This window comes from Paraburkholderia sp. (genome assembly GCF_047605525.1).
Lineage (GTDB): Bacteria > Pseudomonadota > Gammaproteobacteria > Burkholderiales > Burkholderiaceae > Paraburkholderia.
In genome coordinates, this window is sequence record NZ_JASGFN010000008.1 from 210,768 (window position 1) to 228,663 (window position 17,896).

Consider the following 17,896-nt stretch of genomic DNA (forward strand, 5'->3'; position numbering starts at 1 on the left):
CTCACTCGCTTGTCAGTGCCACGACCGGGTCCAGCTTCGCCGCCGTGCGCGCCGGCATGAAGCCGAACACGAGACCGGTCAGCAGCGCGCATCCGAAGGCGGCCACGATCGCGCGCAGCGAGAAGATCGTCGGCACGCCCGCTGCGATCAGCACCGCGCCGATCAGCAGGCCGCACAGCACGCCGGTGGCGCCGCCGATGCCCGACACGAGCGTCGCTTCGGTCAGGAACTGGCGCAGGATGTCGCGCTGGCGCGCGCCGGTGGCGATGCGAATGCCGATCTCGCGCGTGCGTTCCCTGACCGTCATCAGCATGATGTTCATCACGCCGATGCCGCCGACCACGAGCGAAATCGCGGCGATCAGGCCGAGCATCAGCGCCAGCATGTCCTGCGTTTCGGTTTGCGTCTTGATCGATGCCGCGCGGTTGTAGATCTGGAAGTCGCGCACGCGATGCGCGGCCTCCAGGCTGGCGCCGATCTGCCGCGCGGTCTGATCGGCCAGGTCGAGCCGGTCGATCAGCACCGAGATCCACGACAGGTTCGTCGTGCCGAGCACGCGATGGCTGCCGGTCGAAAAGGGCACGAGGATCACGTCGTCGTCGTCGGCATCGCCCGAAGTCGCGCCTTTTTCCTCGAGTTCGCCGATCACGAGAAGCGGCACGCTGTTGACCAGCACGTACCGGCCGACCGGATCGGCCGCGCCGAACAGCTTTTCGCGTACCCGCTTGCCGAGCAGCGCGACGGCGGCGAGATGCCGCTCGTCGGCGGCGTCGAAGAATACGCCGCGCACCGGCTTCCAGTTCAGCACGCGCGACGCTTCCGGCCCGACCGCCCACAGGCTCGTCTGGACGTCGGCGTTGCCGTGGCGCAGCGTCACCTGTCCCTGCAGGAACGGCATCGCGGCGCTGACGTTCGGCACGTCGCGCACGCGCTCGACGTCGGCCATCGTCAACGTTCCGCCGGGGCCGCGAACGTTGTCTCCGCCGGGCGTCACGTACATGCGGTTGGTGCCGAAGCTCGCCATCTTCGCGATGACTTCCTGTTCCGAGCCTTTGCCGATCGCCATCATCACGATGACCGACGCGACGCCGATGATCACGCCCAGCAGCGTCAGCAGCGTGCGAAAGCGATTGATCAGCAGCACGCGCCACGCGGCGCGCAACGCTTCCCGGCCGTCGGCGACGAACGATGCGGTATGCGCGACGCGGTCGGCCATCGCCGCCATGAACGCGTGACCGTCGAGCGAGGCCGGTGCGCGGCGCGCCTGTGCGCCGCTCGCCGAATCGCCGACGATCCGGCCGTCCCGAATCTCGATGATCCGGTGCGCGCGCGCGGCGACGTCCCGGTCGTGGGTGATCAGGATCACCGTGTGTCCCGCTTCGGCCAACTCTTCGAGCAGCGTCATCACCTCCGCGCCGCTGCGCGAATCGAGCGCGCCGGTGGGTTCGTCGGCGAGCAGAATGTGGCCGCCGTTCATCAGCGCCCGCGCAATCGACACGCGCTGCTGCTGTCCGCCCGACAGTTGCGAGGGCCGGTGATCGAGCCGCTCGCCGAGTCCGAGCCGCGTCAGCAACGCGGTGGCGCGCGTCGCGCGGGCGCGGCTGTCGGTGCCCGCATAGATCGCGGGGACTTCGACGTTCTCGCGCGCGGTTTCGGTTGCGATCAGGTGATAGCCCTGAAACACGAAACCGAATGCCTCGCGACGCAGCCATGCAAGCTCGTCGGCGTTGCATTGCGCGACGTCCTTGCCGGCGAAAAAATAGGCGCCCGCCGACGGCCGGTCGAGACAGCCGAGTATGTGCATCAGCGTCGACTTGCCGGAGCCGGACGCACCGACGATCGCGACGAACTCGCCCGCGTCGATTTTCAGCGTCACGCCGCGCAGCACGTCGACCGCCGGCGCGCTCGAGCCGTCGCCGTCCTTCGACGCGCCGCCGTACGAGCGGCGGATGTCGCGCAACTCGATCAGCGGCGCGCCCGCGGGCGAGGACCGCTGCTGGTGCCGATGCTGGTGCGGAATCGTGCTCACCACTGGAAGCGCCCGTCGATGGCGCGGCTGCGCCGGATCCCGGTGACGAGCAGGTCGCCCTGCCGGAGCCCGGCCAGCACCTGCGCGTGCAGTCTGTCGTGCACACCGATGCGCACGCGCCGTTCACTGATCCTGCCGTCGACCAGTACGCGCGCCAGATAGCTGCCGGCGTCGCCCGGCACCGGCGTCATCGCCGCGAGCGGCGCGGTCAGCACGTCGCGCGCGTGCGCGACGACGAAAAAAACCTGCGCGCTCATTTGCGGCATCAACTGCGCGTCGGTGTTCGCGACGTCGAACAGCGCCGTGTACAGCACGACCTTGCTGGCCGCGGGCGCGCCGCTTTGCGCGGCACCCTGCGCGGATTCTCCGACGGGGGCCGGATTCGGCGGCGCGGGCAGGATCTGCGTGACGCGGCTGGTCCAGCGCCGGTCCTCGCTGCCGAGCGTCGTGAAGTAGACCGGCATGCCGGTTTTCACGCGCAGCACGTCGGCTTCGGACACCTGGGTCCAGACGGTCATCGTCGACAGATCGGCGATGCGCATGATGATCGGCGTTTGATACGTCGCGTTCAGCGTCTGGCCTTCGCGGGCATCGAGCGTGACCACGGTGCCCGACATCGGCGCATAGATGCGCGTGTAGCCGAGCTGCGCCTCGTCGCCTTGCAGCGTGGACTGCGCGCCGTCGATCTGCGCGCGCAGACTCGCGATGGTGGCTTCGGCGCCGCGCAGCGTGGCGTCCGCCTCCTGCAGGTCCTGGGCGCGCGTCGAGCCTTCCGCCGTCATGCGCTTCTGGCGTTGCAACTGCTCGCGCGCGAAGTCGCGCTGTGCCAATGCGCCGGCCAGTTGCGCGCGCAGACTGTCGAGCGACGAGCGGTCCACGTCGACCTTCGCCTGCTGCACGCTCGGATCGATTTCGACGAGCAACTGGCCTTTGCGCACCTTGTCGCCGGCCTGAATGTGAATTTTGCGGATCTCGCCGGAGGCTTGCGCGCCGAGGTCGACGTAGCTGTGCGGTTGCAGCGTGCCCAATGCGGTGACGCTGGCCTCGATATCGCCGCGCGCGATCGCGACAGTCTCGACGTGCTCGACGGTCCTGAACAGCACGGCCCACAGGACGAACAGGACCAGCAGCGCGACAACGGCAAAGCCGACGGTTCGTGCGGGGAATGTGTAGGGTTGTCTCATCGAAGCGGTTCGGCGGCCGGCGCGGCGCGTCCGCCGACGATTGTCGCCGGCGGGCGCGCGCCGCGCGGCCTTGTTCTGGGTAGGGTGCCGCTGTTCCGTTTTCCGCGATCAGGTTCTGCTGCACGAGATCGCGATGCCTGCGCATCGTGCACGCGCCGCGCAGGATCGTAACGTTATTTCCGGATTGCTGCGATGACAGGCGACGGGACACGCGGTTTTTTCGCATCGTTCCCACGTTTCGCCAGTGTGTCCGCTACCTGATGCGCATAACGGCGCGGGTTCGATGCCGCGCGTCGCTTCAACCGGCCTTGGCGCCGGCAGGCGCGGTCCATTCGCGAACGAAGTCCGCGCGGTCCGGACGCGGCGTGGGGCGGGTGGACTCGCGCTGCGGCGTGCCGATGAACAGAAAGCCCAACAGACGCTCGGACGGTCCGAAGCCGAGGGCCGCATGCATCGCGGGTTCGTAGGTATCGTCGCCGGTGGCCCAGAAACCGCCGTAGCCGAGCGCATGAATCGCGTTCAGCAGATTCATCGTCGCCGCGCCCATCGACATCAGTTGCTCGATCTCCGGCACGTGCGACGCGGGATCGATCGCCGCGCCCAACGCAATCACCACCGGCGCGGCAAACGCCTTCTGCCGCCGGTGCGCATGAGCCGAACGCGGCTCGTCGGGCGCTCTCGCGCAGGCCAGATCGACCAGCACGTCGCCGAGCGCGCCGCGCGCGTCGCCGCGTACCAGCACGAAACGCCACGGCCGCAAACGGGCGTGATCGGGCGCGCGCAACGCGGCATCGAAAATCTTCGCGAGTTCCGCATCGTCCGGACCGGGTTCGGTGAGCGGCCAATGCGACTGGCGCGACAGTAACGAATCGAGCACGACTTGCGCGCGGTCGGAGGCTTCAGCGGTGAGAGCAGCGTTCGGGATCGGCGAATTCATGTCGTTTTGAGATAGCGGTTGAGCGTCGCATGATGGCGGATTTCTCTGGTAAATGCAAATGATTCGCATTCGCCGACAACCCCGAACGATCGCCGGAAAGGCGCGCCGCATATGGATTTCAGGCCGTTTTGCAGCGCTTGTTCGCGCCAGCAGGGTGCTTGACAAAGCAGGAGGCAGCGCTCAGAGTAGCGCTTCCAAACAACAATGATTCTCATTCATGGCACATGAGATCGACGCGCGTCGACAATGACGGGCGTCCGATCCAGCGTCGCCGTCACGGGCGGTTGACCGGTCTCGATGACGGTGGCGATAGGAGTGAGTCTTGTTTGCGTCATTCATCAACGGCGGCCGGCCGGCCGCGGTTCCATTGGAGCATTCATGAGCTGGGGCGACGAAGACACGAATTTCCACGTGGTCATCAACGACGAGGAGCAGTACTCGATCTGGCCGGATTACAAGGCGATTCCCGCCGGCTGGCGGCAGGTGGGCAAGTCGGGCAAGAAGGCGGAATGTCTCGCCTATATCGACGAGGTCTGGACCGACATGCGTCCGCTGAGCCTGCGCAAGGCGATGGCCGCCGATGCCGCCGGTAGCGCCCACGGACAGGCAGAGCCGGCGGCCTGACCGATGATGGGCTCCGTCGTCGCCGCCGGTTCACCGCCGCCGTTGCAACTGTTCTGTCTGGCCCATGCGGGCGGCACGTCGATGCTGTATCGCCGCTGGTCGCAGCTCGTGCCGACCGGCGTGCAGGTCGTGCCGCTCGAGTTGCCGGGACACGGCGCGCGTCGCGCGCTGCCCGCGCCTACGCAATGGCCGGCGCTGATCGATGACGTGTGCGACGAATGGCGCGCGCGGCGCAATCCGGCGCTGCCGTTCGCGGTGTTCGGGCACAGCATGGGCGCGCTGGTCGGACTCGAGCTGCTGCATGCATTGCGCGCTCGCGGCATGGGCTCGGCGGTGTGGTTCGGGGCTTCCGCGTCCGTTGCGCCGGACTGCCGGATCCGCGAGACGCACTGGCTCGATTGCACGCTCGATCAGATGATCGACAAACTGCGCGCGCTCGGCGGCACCCCCGAACAGTTGCTCGCCGACAGGGATCTGATCGGCTTTCTGATGCCCACGCTGCGCGCCGATTTCCATCTGTGCGGCACGTATTCGCTTCAGTTCGGCGCGCGCGGCGGAAGCGGAACAAGCGCCGCCGCGGCGACGCGTGAACCGCTCGACTGTCCGCTTGCCGTATTGACCGGCCGCGACGATCCCGCCACCGCGCGTGCCGAAGATGTCGTGCGCTGGCGCAGCCAGACGCTCGGCGCCTTCGCGCGGCACCGTTTCGACGGCGGTCATTTCTATCTCGACGGCGCGCCGGCTCCGGTGCTGGCGTGCATCGTCGATTCCCTGACGAAGGCGCTCGCGCAGCCGCCCCAAGAGGCATCGGCGCGGCTGCCGGAAGGTGAAGCATGGATCCAGTGATCAGCAACCTCGACGCGGCGCTCACCGAGCGCGTGCTCGAACAGAACGGCACGCGCGTGCTGGTGATAAGCCCGGCGGACGGCGATGCCGCGCCCGCGGCGTGCGCGCATTCCGAACGCCTGCGCGAGCGGCTCGAGTCCGCGAAACAGCAGTTCGGCGGCGCGCTGCTGCGCGGTTTCTCGCCGCTCGCCGCGGCGGACTTCAATGCATTTGCGACGAGCTTCGGCAAACCGCTGCTCAGCTACGAATTCGGTTCGACACCGCGCAGCCGGATCGAAAAGGATGTGTATTCGTCGACCGAATACCCGGCCGATCAGTGGATCGACCAGCACAACGAGCAGTCGTACACGCTCAAGTGGCCCGGCTCGATCTGGTTCTATTGCGATGTCGCCGCCGAACAGGGCGGCGCGACGCCGGTCGCCGATAGCCGGCTCGTCTACGAGCGGCTGGATCCGGCGTTGCGCAGGCGTTTCGCCGAGCACGGCGTGATGTACGTGCGCAACTACGGCAACGGCCTCGATCTGCCGTGGGAACAGGTGTTCGGCACCGACGACCGCGGCGAAGTCGAACAGTACTGCCGCGCGAACCAGATCGGTTACGAATGGCTCGACGACGGTGACGCATTGCGCACGCGCCAGGTCTGCCAGTCCGAACTGCGTCACCCGGTGACCGGCGAAACGGTCTGGTTCAATCAGGCGCACCTGTTTCATGTGTCGAATCTGCCGGCGGCGGTGCGGGAAGCGTTGCTGGAAGTGGTCGACGAGGACCGGCTGCCGCGCAATACCTTTTTCGGCGACGGCACGCCGATCGACGCGGCGCTGCTGGACGAAATCCGCGCGGTCTATCGCGACACGATGCTGTCTTTCCCGTGGCAGCCGGCGGATGCGCTGGTGCTCGACAACCTGCTGATGTCGCATGGCCGCGCGCCGTTTTCCGGCAAGCGCCGCGTGCTGGTCGCGATGAGCGCCTGAACACCCGGACACCGGGGGAGACCCGCCGGCGCCCGCGGCCCGCGCGGGCCGGCCAACCCGCAGACGAACCAGCGGCAACAACCCGCGATAACCCGCGGCAGGCCGCCGTGGCGCGCAAGCGCATGGGTCGCCGCGAACACTTTCGAATCATCCACATCCATGACTCAAATTGCCAGCGAAGTGTCGAAAGAGCTGTTGTCCATTTCGACCGCCTATGTCGCGTTGCCGCCGGAAAAGCGCGAAGCGTTTCGCGGGCGTCTGAAAGCGAACGGCATCAATGCGGCGCGTTTGCCGGTGGTGCCGTTTCCCGATCGCGAGCGGCGCTTCGCGCTTTCGCATGCGCAGGAGCGCCTGTGGTTCCTGTGGCGCCTCGATCCGTCGAGCGCCGCGTACAACGTGACCGGCGCGGTGCGTCTGCGCGGCTGGCTCGACGTGCCGGCGCTGCGGCATGCGCTCGACCGGGTCGTCGATGCGCACGAAAGTCTGCGGCAGCGTTTCGAGGAAATCGACGGCGTGCCGTTCCAGCGCACCGGTCCGCGCCAGTACGGCTGGGATACGTTCAGTCTGGATACCGAAAACAAGCTCGACGCATTGCTCGCGAGCCGCTCGGCGTTGCCGTTCGATCTCGAGCGCGGGCCGCTGCTGCGCGTCGCGCTGATTGCGCTCGGCGAGCACGATCAGGTGCTGCATATCGCCGTGCATCACATCGTCGCGGACGGATTGTCGATCGAAGTGTTCGTGTCGGAACTGGCCGCCGCCTATCGCGATAGCGTGCATGGGCGTCCGGCTGGCGCGCCGGCCGCGCAATCTGCAACGGCAGCGGCAATGGCAACGCCGCCGTCGACCCCGCTGCAATACGGCGACTACGCGCAATGGCAACGCGAATGGTTCGATGAAGACACGCTCGCGCGCCAGCTCGACTATTGGCGCGAGCGCCTCGGCACCGAGCATCCGGTGCTGGAGCTGCCGCATTCGCGCGCGCGCGCCGGCATGCGCAGCGGCGCGGGCGCGCGCGTTGCGCGAGTGTTGCCGCAAACGTTGCAGCGCGCGCTCGCACGAATTTCACTCGCGGCCGACGCGACGCCGTTCATGACGCTGCTCGCCGCCTACGACCTGCTGCTCGCGCGCTACAGCGGCCAGAACGATATTCGCGTCGGCGTGCCGGTGGCCGGCCGCGACCGGCCGGAAATCGCGCGCACGATCGGCTTCTTCGTCAACACACTGGTAATCCGCACCGAGTTCGCGGGGCTCGCGAATTTCGCGCAACTGCTCGCGCGGGTGCGCGAGCGCGTGCTCGAAGCGCAGAACCATGCGGACCTGCCGTTCACGAAGCTCGTCGAAGCGTTGCAGCCGCAGCGCAGCTTCGGCCACACGCCGCTCTTCCAGGCGATGTTCAACTATCTCGGCGCGGATCGCGAGACCTTGCAGTTGCCGGGGCTCGACGTGTCGAATCACGAAGTGGACACGCAGACGGCGCGCTTCGATCTCGTGCTCGAAGCGCGCGAGCGCGCGCAGGGACTGGAGATCGCGCTGGTCTACGCCGAGGATCTGTTCGACGGCGCGATGATCGGCCAGATGCTCGATCACTACGTGCGTCTGCTCGAGCAGATCGCCGACGATTCCGTGCGTGCGCTCGGCGCGTTCGAGCTGACGCGCGACGCGCCCGCGCTGCCGCCGAAAAAGCCGTTCGTTCCGGTCTCCGCGCGTTTCGCGCAAGGCGCCGCGCTGCAACCGCACGCGCTGGCCGTCCATTGCGAAGGCGAGCGAGCGACCTATGCCGAACTCGACGCATGGGCGGCGCGCATCGCGCGGCAACTCGCGCGGGCGGGCGTGCGCGTCGACGAGCGCGTCGGCATCTGCATGACGCGCTCGGTGGCGATGGTCGCGGCGCTGCTCGGCACGCTGCGTTCGCCGGGTGCGTTCGTGCCGCTCGATCCCGCGTATCCCGCCGATCGCCTCGCGATGATGATGGACGACGCCGGCGTGCGCGTCGTGCTGACCGATGCCGTCGCGCTCGCGAGCCGCGGCGCGCTGTTCGAAGGACGCACGGTGATCGACGCCGGTGCGCGCGATGCCGACGCGGCGGCCGGCGACGATGCGCCGCGATCGCCCGCGCCGCATCCGGAGCAACTGGCCTATGTGATCTACACGTCGGGCTCGACCGGCCGCCCCAAGGGTGTTGCGATCACGCACGGCGCGTTCGCGTCGCATCTCGACGACTTCATCGAAGCGCATCGGATCGGCGCGGACGATACCGTGCTGCAATCGTCGACGATCAACTTCGACGTCGCGCTGCACGAACTGCTGCCGGCGCTGCTGCGCGGCGGCAAGGTCGAGATGCGCGGCCCGGAGGCCTGGGACATCGACACGACGAGCCGTCATCTGATCGACGCGCGCGTGACGTTTTCGCGCCTGCCGACCGCCTACTGGCAGCAGTGGCTGCGCTCGCCGCCGCCGGCGGCCGCGCTCGCGGCGCTGCGGCAGATCACCGTGGGCGGCGAAGGGCTGCCGGGCGATGCGCTCGCGCAATGGCGCGGCGGACCGCTCGGGCACATCGGCGTCGCGAACCTGTACGGACCGACTGAAACCACCGTCGCGTGCATGTATCGCGCGACGACCGCCGACGACGTGTCGCAGCCGATCGTCTCGATCGGCATGCCGTACGCGTCGCGTACCGCGCGCGTGCTCGATCGCGACGGCAACGACGCGCCGGTCGGCGCGCTCGGCGAGCTGTGCATCGGCGGGCATACGCTCGCGCGCGGCTATCTGGACCGGCCGTCGCTGAGCGCCGAGCGCTTCGTACCCGATCCGTCGGAGCCGGGCGCGCGCCTGTACCGCACCGGCGATCTGTGCCGGCGCCGCGCGGACGGCGCGATCGATTTTCTCGGCCGGCTCGATCAGCAGATCAAGCTGCGCGGCTTCCGCGTCGAACCCGGCGAGATCGAAGCGGCATTGCGCCGCCAGCCCGGCGTCGCGAGCGCCGTCGTCGTGCTGGCCAACGACCTCGGCGCGCCGCGCCTCGTCGCGTACGTCGTCGGCAAGAACGAGGATGAAGAGCAGGGCGACGGCGGCATCGCGCTCGATGGCACGGTGCTGCAACGCGCGCTCGCGCAGGAACTGCCGGCGCATATGGTGCCGGCGGCGATCGCGGTGCTGGACGCATTGCCGGTGATGCAGAACGGCAAGGTCGATCGCGCGGCGCTGCCCGCGATCGGCGCCGCCGCCGACGGCGAACGCATCGCGCCGCGCAATGACGCGGAGCGGATCGTGCTCGCGCTGTGGTCGTCGGTGCTGGGACGCGACGATCTGAGCGTCGACGACGACTTCTTCGCGGCCGGCGGCGATTCGATCCTGAGCCTGCAACTGATCGCCCGCGCTCGCGCGCAGGGCTGGCTGCTGACGCCGCGCCAGGTGTTCGAGCAGCCGACCATCGCGCGCCTTGCGGCCGTGATGCGTCCGCTGGAGTCCGACGCCGCGCTCGCGGAAAACCACGAACCGTTGCCGCTCACGCCGATCCAGGCGTGGTTCTTCTCGCGCTATCCGGCAGGCGAAAACCATTGGAACCAGTCGGTGCTGCTCGACGTGCGCGGCGAACTCGACGCGGATGCGCTCGAACGCGCGCTCGCCGCCGTTGTCGAGCGCCACGACGCATTGCGCTTGCGGTTCGCGCGCGCGCAGGATGGCTGGCGGCAGCAGGTCAGCCGCGACGCGCCACGCGATCTGCTGACGCGCGGCGATCTGCGCAACAGCGCGGAGAACTGGCCCACGGAGCTGACCGCGCAAGCCCAACTGGCGCAACAGCAACTCGACCTGCAAGCGGGACGTCTGCTGCAAGCCGTCTATTTCCAGCTACCCGAACAGGCAAACGGCGCGTCACGCGGCCGACTGCTGCTGGTCGCGCATCACCTCGCGGTCGATGGCGTGTCCTGGCGCATACTGCTCGGCGACATCGAGGCCGCGTACACCGCGGCGAGCGCGGGCCGTGTGCCGACGCTCGCCGCGGCGACGCCGTGGAGCGCGTGGGTCGTCGCGCAACGCGAAGCGATCACCGATAGCCGGCTCGCCGACGCGCTGCCGGCCTGGCAACGCGCGCTCGCGAACGCGCAACCGCTGCTCGACAGCGCCCGCGGCACGGCTGCGACGAGCCGCGTGCTCGACTGGCGGCTCGACGCGGCCGCGACCGATGCATTGCGGCGTGCCGCGCCGCGCGCCTACCGGCTCGGCATCGACGAACTGCTGCTGGCCGCGCTGACGCGCGCGGTCGCGGCGACCTTCGGCGGCGCGGGTGCACTGCTCGCGCTCGAAGGCCACGGCCGCCAGCCGGCCGCCGGCCACGACATCGATCTGAGCCGCACGGTCGGCTGGTTCACGACACGCTATCCGGTGTGGCTGAACGCATTGCCCGACGCCGCGGCCATGTTGATCGCGACGAAGGAACGGCTGCGCACGCTGCCTGACGACGGCGCGTCGTGGGGCTGGCTGCAAGCTTACGGCGACGCCGCCGCGCGCGACGCGCTCGCGGCGTTGCCCGTGCCACGCATCAGCTTCAACTATCTCGGCCAGTTCGATCAGAACCTCGCCGCCGACGGCGCGTTCGGCTTCGCGACCGAAGACGCCGGCGATCCGCAGCCGGCGCACGAGGCGCTCGTCTATCCGCTGGATCTGAACGGGATGATCGTCGGCGGCTGTCTGTCGCTCGCATGGCGCTACGATCCGGCCGTTTTGCCGCAAGCGCGGGTCGAAGCGCTGCTGCGCGCATTCGACCGTGAAGTTGCGCGGCTCGTCGCGCATTGCGCCGACGCGCCGCCGCGCGCGAGCGCCAGCGATTTTCCGCTGGCCGCGCTCACGCAGGACGAATTCGACGCGCTCGGCTTGCCGTCCACCGGCATCGAAGACGTCTATCCCGCGACGCCGCTTCAGCAGGGGCTCGTGTTCCACAGCCTGCTGAAGCCGGATGCGTACGTGAACCGCAAGCGGCTGACGCTGCACGGCGCGCTCGACGTCGATGCGCTGCGCACCGCATGGCACACGGTCGCCGCGCGGCACGCGGTGCTGCGCACGCGTTTCGCGCGCGCACACGGCGGCGTGATGTTGCAGGTCGTGCATGCGCAGGTGCCGGAGTTTTTCTCCGTGCACGACTGGCGCGGCCGTGAAGACTACGAAGAAGCGTTCGCCCGCTGGTTCGAGAACGACGCGCCCGCGCTGATCGATCTCGATGCCGTGCCGTTGCTGCACGTCGCGTTGTTCAGACGTCCCGATGGCGCGCACGATCTCGCGTGGATCAATCACCACGCGCTGGCCGACGGCTGGAGCAGCGCGCAGTTGCTGAGCGAATTGGGCCGCGCCTATCGGGCGGCGAGCCGCGGCGAGCCGCCCGCGCTCGATGCCGTCGTGCCTTACCGGTCGTATATCGAATGGCTGCGCGCGCAGCCCGACGCCGGCGCGTGGTGGCGCGAGCGTCTTGTCCGCGTCGACCGTCCGGCGCTGCTGCTCGACAGCGTGCCGTCGGCGCAGGTGTCGGCATCAGCGTCACCGGCCGGCTCGCGCGGCGCGGCGGATGCCGTCTTCCGGCATCGCGCGCAGACGCTCGACGCAGAACTCGGCGCCGGGCTCGCGCGCACCGCGCAGGTCTGTGGCGTGACGCTCAATACGCTGATCCAGGGGGCGTGGGCCCTCGCGCTCGCACGCTTCGGCAATCGCCGGCAGGTCGCGTTCGGCGTGACGGTCGCCGGCCGGCCGGCGGACTTGCCCGGCGCGGACGCGATCCAGGGGCTGTTCATCAACAGCCTGCCGCTGTGGGTCGACGTGCCGGCGAATCAGCCGGTGGCCGACTGGCTGCGCGCACTGCAGACCTGCAACGTCGAATTGCGCCAGGCCTGGCACACGCCGTTGTCGTCGATCCAGCAGTGGGCGGGCAACGGTTTCGGCACGCTGTTCGATTCGCTGCTGGTGTTCGAGAATTTCCCGGTGGACTCCGCGTTGAATGACGGTTCGCTCGGGCTGAGCGTCACGTCGTCCGAGTCGTTCGAGCGGACCCATTACCCGTTGACCCTCGGCATCGTGCCCGGCGAGCGGATCGCGCTCGAATGGAGCTGGGACGCGCAGCGTTTGCCGGACGCGACCATCGATACCTTGCAGCGCGCGTATGTGAGTCTGCTCGCGCAACTGGCGCAGGGCGACACGCATTCCGCGTCGCTGGGCACGCTGCGTGTCGCGGGTCGCGAGACGGTGCGCGGGGCGGCGAGCGGCGCCGCGGGCCATCCGTACCGTCCGTTCGTCGCGCGTTTCGACGCGCAGGTGCGCGAACGCCCGGACGCGCCGGCCGTGCATTGCGACGGCGCGACGCTGACTTATCGCGAGCTGGATCAGTGGGCCAACCGCATCGCGCATCGGCTCGCGGCGGCCGGCGTGGGCCGTGAAGCGCGCGTCGGCGTGTGCGTCGAGCGTTCGACCGCGCTGGTCGCGGCATTGCTCGGCGTGATGAAGGCGGGCGGCGCGTATGTGCCGCTCGATCCGGCTTATCCGCACGAACGGCTGCGCGACATGATCGACGATGCGCGGCTCACCGCACTGCTGACCGATTCGACGACCCGCGCGGCGATCCGCGCGATGCACGCGGACCCGGCCGGCCCGGCTGCCTACGTGGAAGTCGGCGTGGAGCGGACGGGCGGCGAGCCCGAGTCCAACCCCGCGAACGCGTTGCATCCGGCGCAGCTCGCGTACGTGATCTACACGTCGGGCTCGACCGGCAAGCCGAAGGGCGTCGGTATCAGTCACGGCGCGCTCAGTCTCCATCTGGACGACTTCATCGCGGAGAACGGCCTGAGCGCGGCCGACCGCGTGCTGCAGTTCGCGACGATCAATTTCGACGGCGCGGTCGAGCATATCTTCGCGACGCTGTCGGTCGGCGCCGCGCTGGAAGTGCGCGGTCCCGCGCTGTGGAGCGGCAGCGAGTTCAGCCGCGTGCTGCGCGAGCGCCGCATTACGGTCGCGGATCTGCCGACCGGCTACTGGAAGCAATGGGCGCAGCAACTGCCGGCGGATCTCGACGGTCTCGCGCTGCGGCGTGTCACGGTCGGCGGCGAGGCGTTGCCCGGCGCGGCGGTCGCGCACTGGTTCGACGGCCCGCTCGCCAATCTGACGCTGGTCAACACCTATGGTCCGACCGAAGCGGCCGTGACGACGTCGGGGCAGCGCGTCGATGCGGCGCATGCGACGAGCGTCGCGGTGTCGATCGGCCTGCCGTGGGCGTCGCGTTACTACCGGATTCTCGATGCGGACGGCGAGCCGGTGCCCGAAGGTGGCCTCGGCGAACTGTGCATCGGTGGCGCGACGCTCGCGCGCGGCTATCTCGGCCGTGCCGCGCAAACCGCCGAGCGCTTCGTGCCCGATCCCGCGGGACGGCCCGGCGCGCGTCTCTATCGGACCGGCGATCTGTGCCGCTGGCTGCCGGATGGCAGCGTCGCGTATCTGGGGCGCCTCGACGAACAGGTCAAAGTGCGCGGCTACCGGATCGAGCCCGGCGAAATCGAGCGCGTGTTGTGCGCGCAACCGGGTGTCGCCGAGGCGGTCATCGTCGTGCGCGGCGATCAGGAAGCGAAGCGGCTGCTTGGCTATGTCGTCGCGGACGCCCACGGTGTCAATGCGGGCGGCGCCCCGGCCGTCACCGGTGCCGCGTTGCGCGACGCATTGGCGCGCGTGCTGCCGGCGTATATGGTGCCGGCCGTGATCGTCACGCTCGACGCACTGCCGACGCTGCCCAACGGCAAGCTCGACCGCAACTCGCTGCCGAACGTCAAAGCGGACAGTGCCGGCTACGTGCCGCCCGCGGAAGGTCTCGAAACGACGCTTGCCGGAATCTGGCAGGCGGTGCTCGGCATCGGGCGCGTCGGCGCGCACGACGACTTCTTCGCGCTCGGCGGTCACTCGCTGCTCGCGCTGCAAGTCGCGGCGCGGCTGCAACGCGCGCTCGGCCGTGAGGTCGCGTTGCGCCTGCTGTTCGATCATCCGGTGCTGCATTCGCTCGCCGCCGCGCTCGGTGAACAGCACGCTACGCCGTCTCGCGCCCGCACGCGGCAAGCGATACGGCGCCTGCACCGGCGTGAAGTCCGGCCGACGCATGGACAGGAACGCCTGTGGTTCCTGTGGCGTCTGACGCCGGACAATCCGGCCTACCATCTGTCGTTTGCCGTAAAGCTCGCGGGCGCGGTCGACGTCGCGGCGTTGCGCTTCGCGCTCGATACGGTCGTCGAACGTCACGAGATTCTGCATAGCCGCTTCGAGGAGCGCGATGGCGCGCCGTGGCTGATCGTCGACGACAGCATCGGTTGCGAGTGGTCGGAGACGGTGTTCCCCGACGCGCGCGACGACGCGCATCCGGCGCTTGCCGCGTGGCTGCGCGACGGCGCGGCGAAGCCGTTCGATCTGGCGCGCGGCCCCGTGCTCCGCGCGCAACTCGCGCGGCTCGGCGACGGCTCGCATGTGTTCGCGCTCGCGATGCATCACATCGTCGCGGACGGCTGGTCGATGAACGTGCTGATCGATGAGTTGCTGACCGCCTATGCCGCGCGGCGCAGCGGTACCGCGCCGGCACTCGCGCCGCTGCCGGTGCAGTACACGGACTTCGCGGTCTGGCAGCGCGACACGCTCGATACGGCCGGGCTCGTCCAACAGCTCGAATACTGGCGTACCCGTCTCGGCGACGAACAGCCGGTGCTCGAACTGCCGTCGGACCGTCAGCGTCCCGCGCAGCGCAGCGCACGGGGCGGCGAAGTGGAAGGCGTGCTGGAACAGCCGCTTGCCGATGCGCTGCAAGCGTTCGCGCGCCGCCGCGACGCGACGCTGTTCATGACGCTGCTCGCCGCGTTCCACGCACTTCTGTATCGCTATGCCGGGCAGCAGGACATCCGCGTCGGCATTCCGCTCGGTGGGCGCGAGCAACTGGAGACCGAGCCGCTGATCGGCTTCTTCGTCAACACGGCGGTGATTCGCGCGGACGTGTCCGGCGCCGCGACCTTCGACGCACTGCTTGCGCAGGTCAAACAACGGGTACTCGAAGCTCAGGCGAATCAGGACGTACCGTTCGCGCAGGTCGTGGATGCGTTGCAGCCGGCGCGCGTGGCCAGTCACACGCCGCTTTTCCAGGCGATGTTCAATCTGGACGTGCCCGCCGCGCCGCTCGAGCGGCATGCGGGCACCGGCTTGCAATGGTCGCCGCTCGCCGGCCGGCGCACGGCCGCACAGTTCGACCTGACGCTGAACGTGTCGGTGGCGGATCGGCTGAGTCTGTCGTTCAGCTACGCGGCCGACCTGTTCGAGCAGGCGACCGTCGAACGCGTGCTGCGCGATTACATCGGTCTTTTGACGCAGCTCGTGCAACACGACACAGCGGCCGCGCCGCGCGTGCGCGACTTCACGCTGGAGACGACGCCAGTCGCGCAGCGCGGCGCGAGCGAAGTGCGTGGGCCGCGCGTGCCCTTCATGCCGGTGCACGTGCGTATCGCCGAGCAGGCGCGGCGCACGCCGGACGCGCTCGCCGTGCGCTGCGACGGCGCGACACTCAGCTACCGGCAACTGGATGACCTGGCGAGCCGGCTCGCGCAACGCCTGCTTCAGCACGGCGTGACGGCGCACGCGCAAGTGGGCGTGTGCGTCGCGCGTTCGCCGTACATGCTGGCCGCCGTGCTCGCGGTGATGAAGGCGGGCGCCGCTTACGTGCCGCTCGATCCGGGATATCCGGTCGCGCATCTGGCCGGCATGATCGACGACGCGAAGCTCGCCTGCACGCTCGTCGATGCAAACGGGCGCGACCGTCTCGCGGAGATCGCGGGCGATCACGTATATCTGCCGGTCGACGAAGAGGATGACGAGCGCGGCTCCGGTCCGGGCAACGCCATCTCGCCGCCGTCCTTGCCGCTCACGCCGGTTCACGCGGACCAGCTCGCTTACGTGATCTACACGTCCGGCTCGACCGGCAAGCCGAAGGGCGTCGCGGTATCGCACGGCGCGCTGACGCGCTTTCTCGACAGCATGCAGCAGCGTCTCGAACTGGGCGCCGACGACGTCTGGCTTGCGGTGACGACGCTGTCGTTCGACATCGCCGCGCTCGAACTGTATCTGCCGCTGCTGGCCGGCGCGACGATCGAACTGGCGAAGCGCGAAACCGTCGCCGACGGCCGCCGTCTCGCGACGCTCGTCGACGCGTCGAACGCAAGCGTGATGCAGGCGACGCCGATGGGCTGGCGCGTGCTGCTCGACGGCGGCTGGCAGGGCCGCAAGGGCGGCGCGGCTGCGTTGCGCGCATTGTGCGGCGGCGAGGCATTGCCGGCCGATCTCGGCGCCGCGCTGCACGCACGCGGCGTGCAGTTGTGGAACATGTACGGCCCGACCGAAACGACGATCTGGTCGAGCGCCGCGCGGCTCGAAGCTGGCGCGCCCATCACGCTGGGCGCGCCGCTCGAACACACGACGCTGATGGTGCGCGACGCCGACGGCAATCCGGTGCCGGAAAACGGCATCGGCGAGCTGTGCATCGGCGGCGCCAATCTCGCGCGCGGCTACACGCGGCGTGCCGGTCTCACCGCCGAGCGCTTCGTGCCGGACCCGCACGGCGCACCGGGCGCGCGTCTGTATCGGACCGGCGATCTGTGCCGGGTGCGCAGCGGCGGACAGCTCGACTATCTGGGCCGCGCCGATCAGCAGGTGAAGCTGCGCGGCTTTCGCATCGAGCTGGGGGAAACGGAAGCGGCGTTGCGCGCGCTCGACGGTGTCGACGACGCGGCGTGCCAGATTCAGGGCGACGGCACCGCGCGCCGGCTCGTTGCGTTCGTGACCGGCGCGGCGGATCCAGCCGGGTTGCGAGCGTTGCTCGCCGCTCGTCTGCCGGTGCAGCAGGTGCCTGCGCAGATCGCGCGTCTGGACGCATTGCCGCTGACGTCGAACGGCAAGCTGAACCGCAAGGCGCTGCCGATGCTGAGCGCCGGCCCGGCGGATGGCTACCGGCCGCCGGTTACGCCGACGCAGATTCTGCTGGGTCAGATCTGGACGGATGTGCTCGGCGCGGCCCGGGTCGGACTCGATGACGACTTTTTCGTGCTCGGCGGCCACTCGCTGCTGGCGCTCAGAGTGGCGGCGCGGGTAGGTGAAGCGCTCGGCCGCAAGATCGAATTGACGTTGCTGTTCGAGCACCCGGTGCTCGCCGATCTGGCCGAACAACTGGACCGCATCGCGCCTGACGCGCACGCCGGGGCGGCTCCGCTCGACGCGCTGCAGGACCTGCTGGATTCGCTATGACCGGCTCGCCTTG

The 17,896-nt window shown here is 69.2% G+C and carries 8 protein-coding genes; 4 read left to right on the forward strand and 4 right to left on the reverse strand.

Annotated features, from left to right (window positions below; translation table 11 throughout):
• Position 1: 1 nt before the first annotated feature.
• From QM685_RS14190 to QM685_RS14205, 4 genes are all read right to left on the reverse strand, one after another.
• Positions 2-2,029 (reverse strand): MacB family efflux pump subunit, encoded by a 2,028-nt coding sequence (locus tag QM685_RS14190; RefSeq protein ID WP_415116898.1) that lies wholly within the window; start codon positions 2,027-2,029, stop codon positions 2-4.
• Entirely contained in the window at positions 2,026-3,213 is a 1,188-nt protein-coding gene (locus QM685_RS14195; RefSeq protein ID WP_415116900.1) for an efflux RND transporter periplasmic adaptor subunit, read from the reverse strand. Before QM685_RS14195 ends, QM685_RS14190 begins: the two co-directional genes overlap by 4 nt.
• 298 nt (positions 3,214-3,511) lie before the next feature.
• Positions 3,512-4,150, reverse strand: a complete 639-nt coding sequence (locus QM685_RS14200) for a nitroreductase (protein WP_415116902.1) — start codon at positions 4,148-4,150, stop codon at positions 3,512-3,514.
• Positions 4,147-4,365 (reverse strand): hypothetical protein, encoded by a 219-nt coding sequence (locus QM685_RS14205; protein ID WP_415116904.1) that lies wholly within the window; start codon positions 4,363-4,365, stop codon positions 4,147-4,149. Before QM685_RS14205 ends, QM685_RS14200 begins: the two co-directional genes overlap by 4 nt.
• Positions 4,366-4,528: 163 nt before the next feature.
• On the opposite strand from QM685_RS14205, the gene QM685_RS14210 reads away from it, so the two are divergent.
• From QM685_RS14210 to QM685_RS14225, 4 genes are all read left to right on the forward strand, one after another.
• A complete protein-coding gene (locus QM685_RS14210; RefSeq protein WP_415116906.1) occupies positions 4,529-4,774 on the forward strand; it encodes an MbtH family protein in 246 nt (81 codons plus the stop codon).
• A 3-nt stretch (positions 4,775-4,777) separates the two neighbouring features.
• Positions 4,778-5,620 (forward strand): thioesterase II family protein, encoded by an 843-nt coding sequence (locus QM685_RS14215; protein WP_415116908.1) that lies wholly within the window; start codon positions 4,778-4,780, stop codon positions 5,618-5,620.
• Positions 5,608-6,591: a TauD/TfdA family dioxygenase gene (locus tag QM685_RS14220; protein WP_415116910.1), complete on the forward strand. Its 984-nt coding sequence runs from the start codon at positions 5,608-5,610 to the stop codon at positions 6,589-6,591. Before QM685_RS14215 ends, QM685_RS14220 begins: the two co-directional genes overlap by 13 nt.
• A 159-nt stretch (positions 6,592-6,750) precedes the next feature.
• Positions 6,751-17,883 (forward strand): amino acid adenylation domain-containing protein, encoded by an 11,133-nt coding sequence (locus tag QM685_RS14225; protein ID WP_415116912.1) that lies wholly within the window; start codon positions 6,751-6,753, stop codon positions 17,881-17,883.
• The last annotated feature ends 13 nt before the right edge of the window (positions 17,884-17,896 follow it).

Excerpts from the sequence above, each read along its gene's own strand:
- QM685_RS14205 (WP_415116904.1), bottom strand. The coding sequence starts at position 4,365 with ATGAGAATCATTGTTGTTTGGAAGCGCTACTCTGAGCGCTGCCTCCTG.
- QM685_RS14215 (WP_415116908.1), top strand. The coding sequence starts at position 4,778 with ATGATGGGCTCCGTCGTCGCCGCCGGTTCACCGCCGCCGTTGCAACTG.
- QM685_RS14225 (WP_415116912.1), top strand. The coding sequence starts at position 6,751 with ATGACTCAAATTGCCAGCGAAGTGTCGAAAGAGCTGTTGTCCATTTCG.
- QM685_RS14195 (WP_415116900.1), bottom strand. The coding sequence starts at position 3,213 with ATGAGACAACCCTACACATTCCCCGCACGAACCGTCGGCTTTGCCGTT.
- QM685_RS14210 (WP_415116906.1), top strand. The coding sequence starts at position 4,529 with ATGAGCTGGGGCGACGAAGACACGAATTTCCACGTGGTCATCAACGAC.
- QM685_RS14220 (WP_415116910.1), top strand. The coding sequence starts at position 5,608 with ATGGATCCAGTGATCAGCAACCTCGACGCGGCGCTCACCGAGCGCGTG.
- QM685_RS14200 (WP_415116902.1), bottom strand. The coding sequence starts at position 4,150 with ATGAATTCGCCGATCCCGAACGCTGCTCTCACCGCTGAAGCCTCCGAC.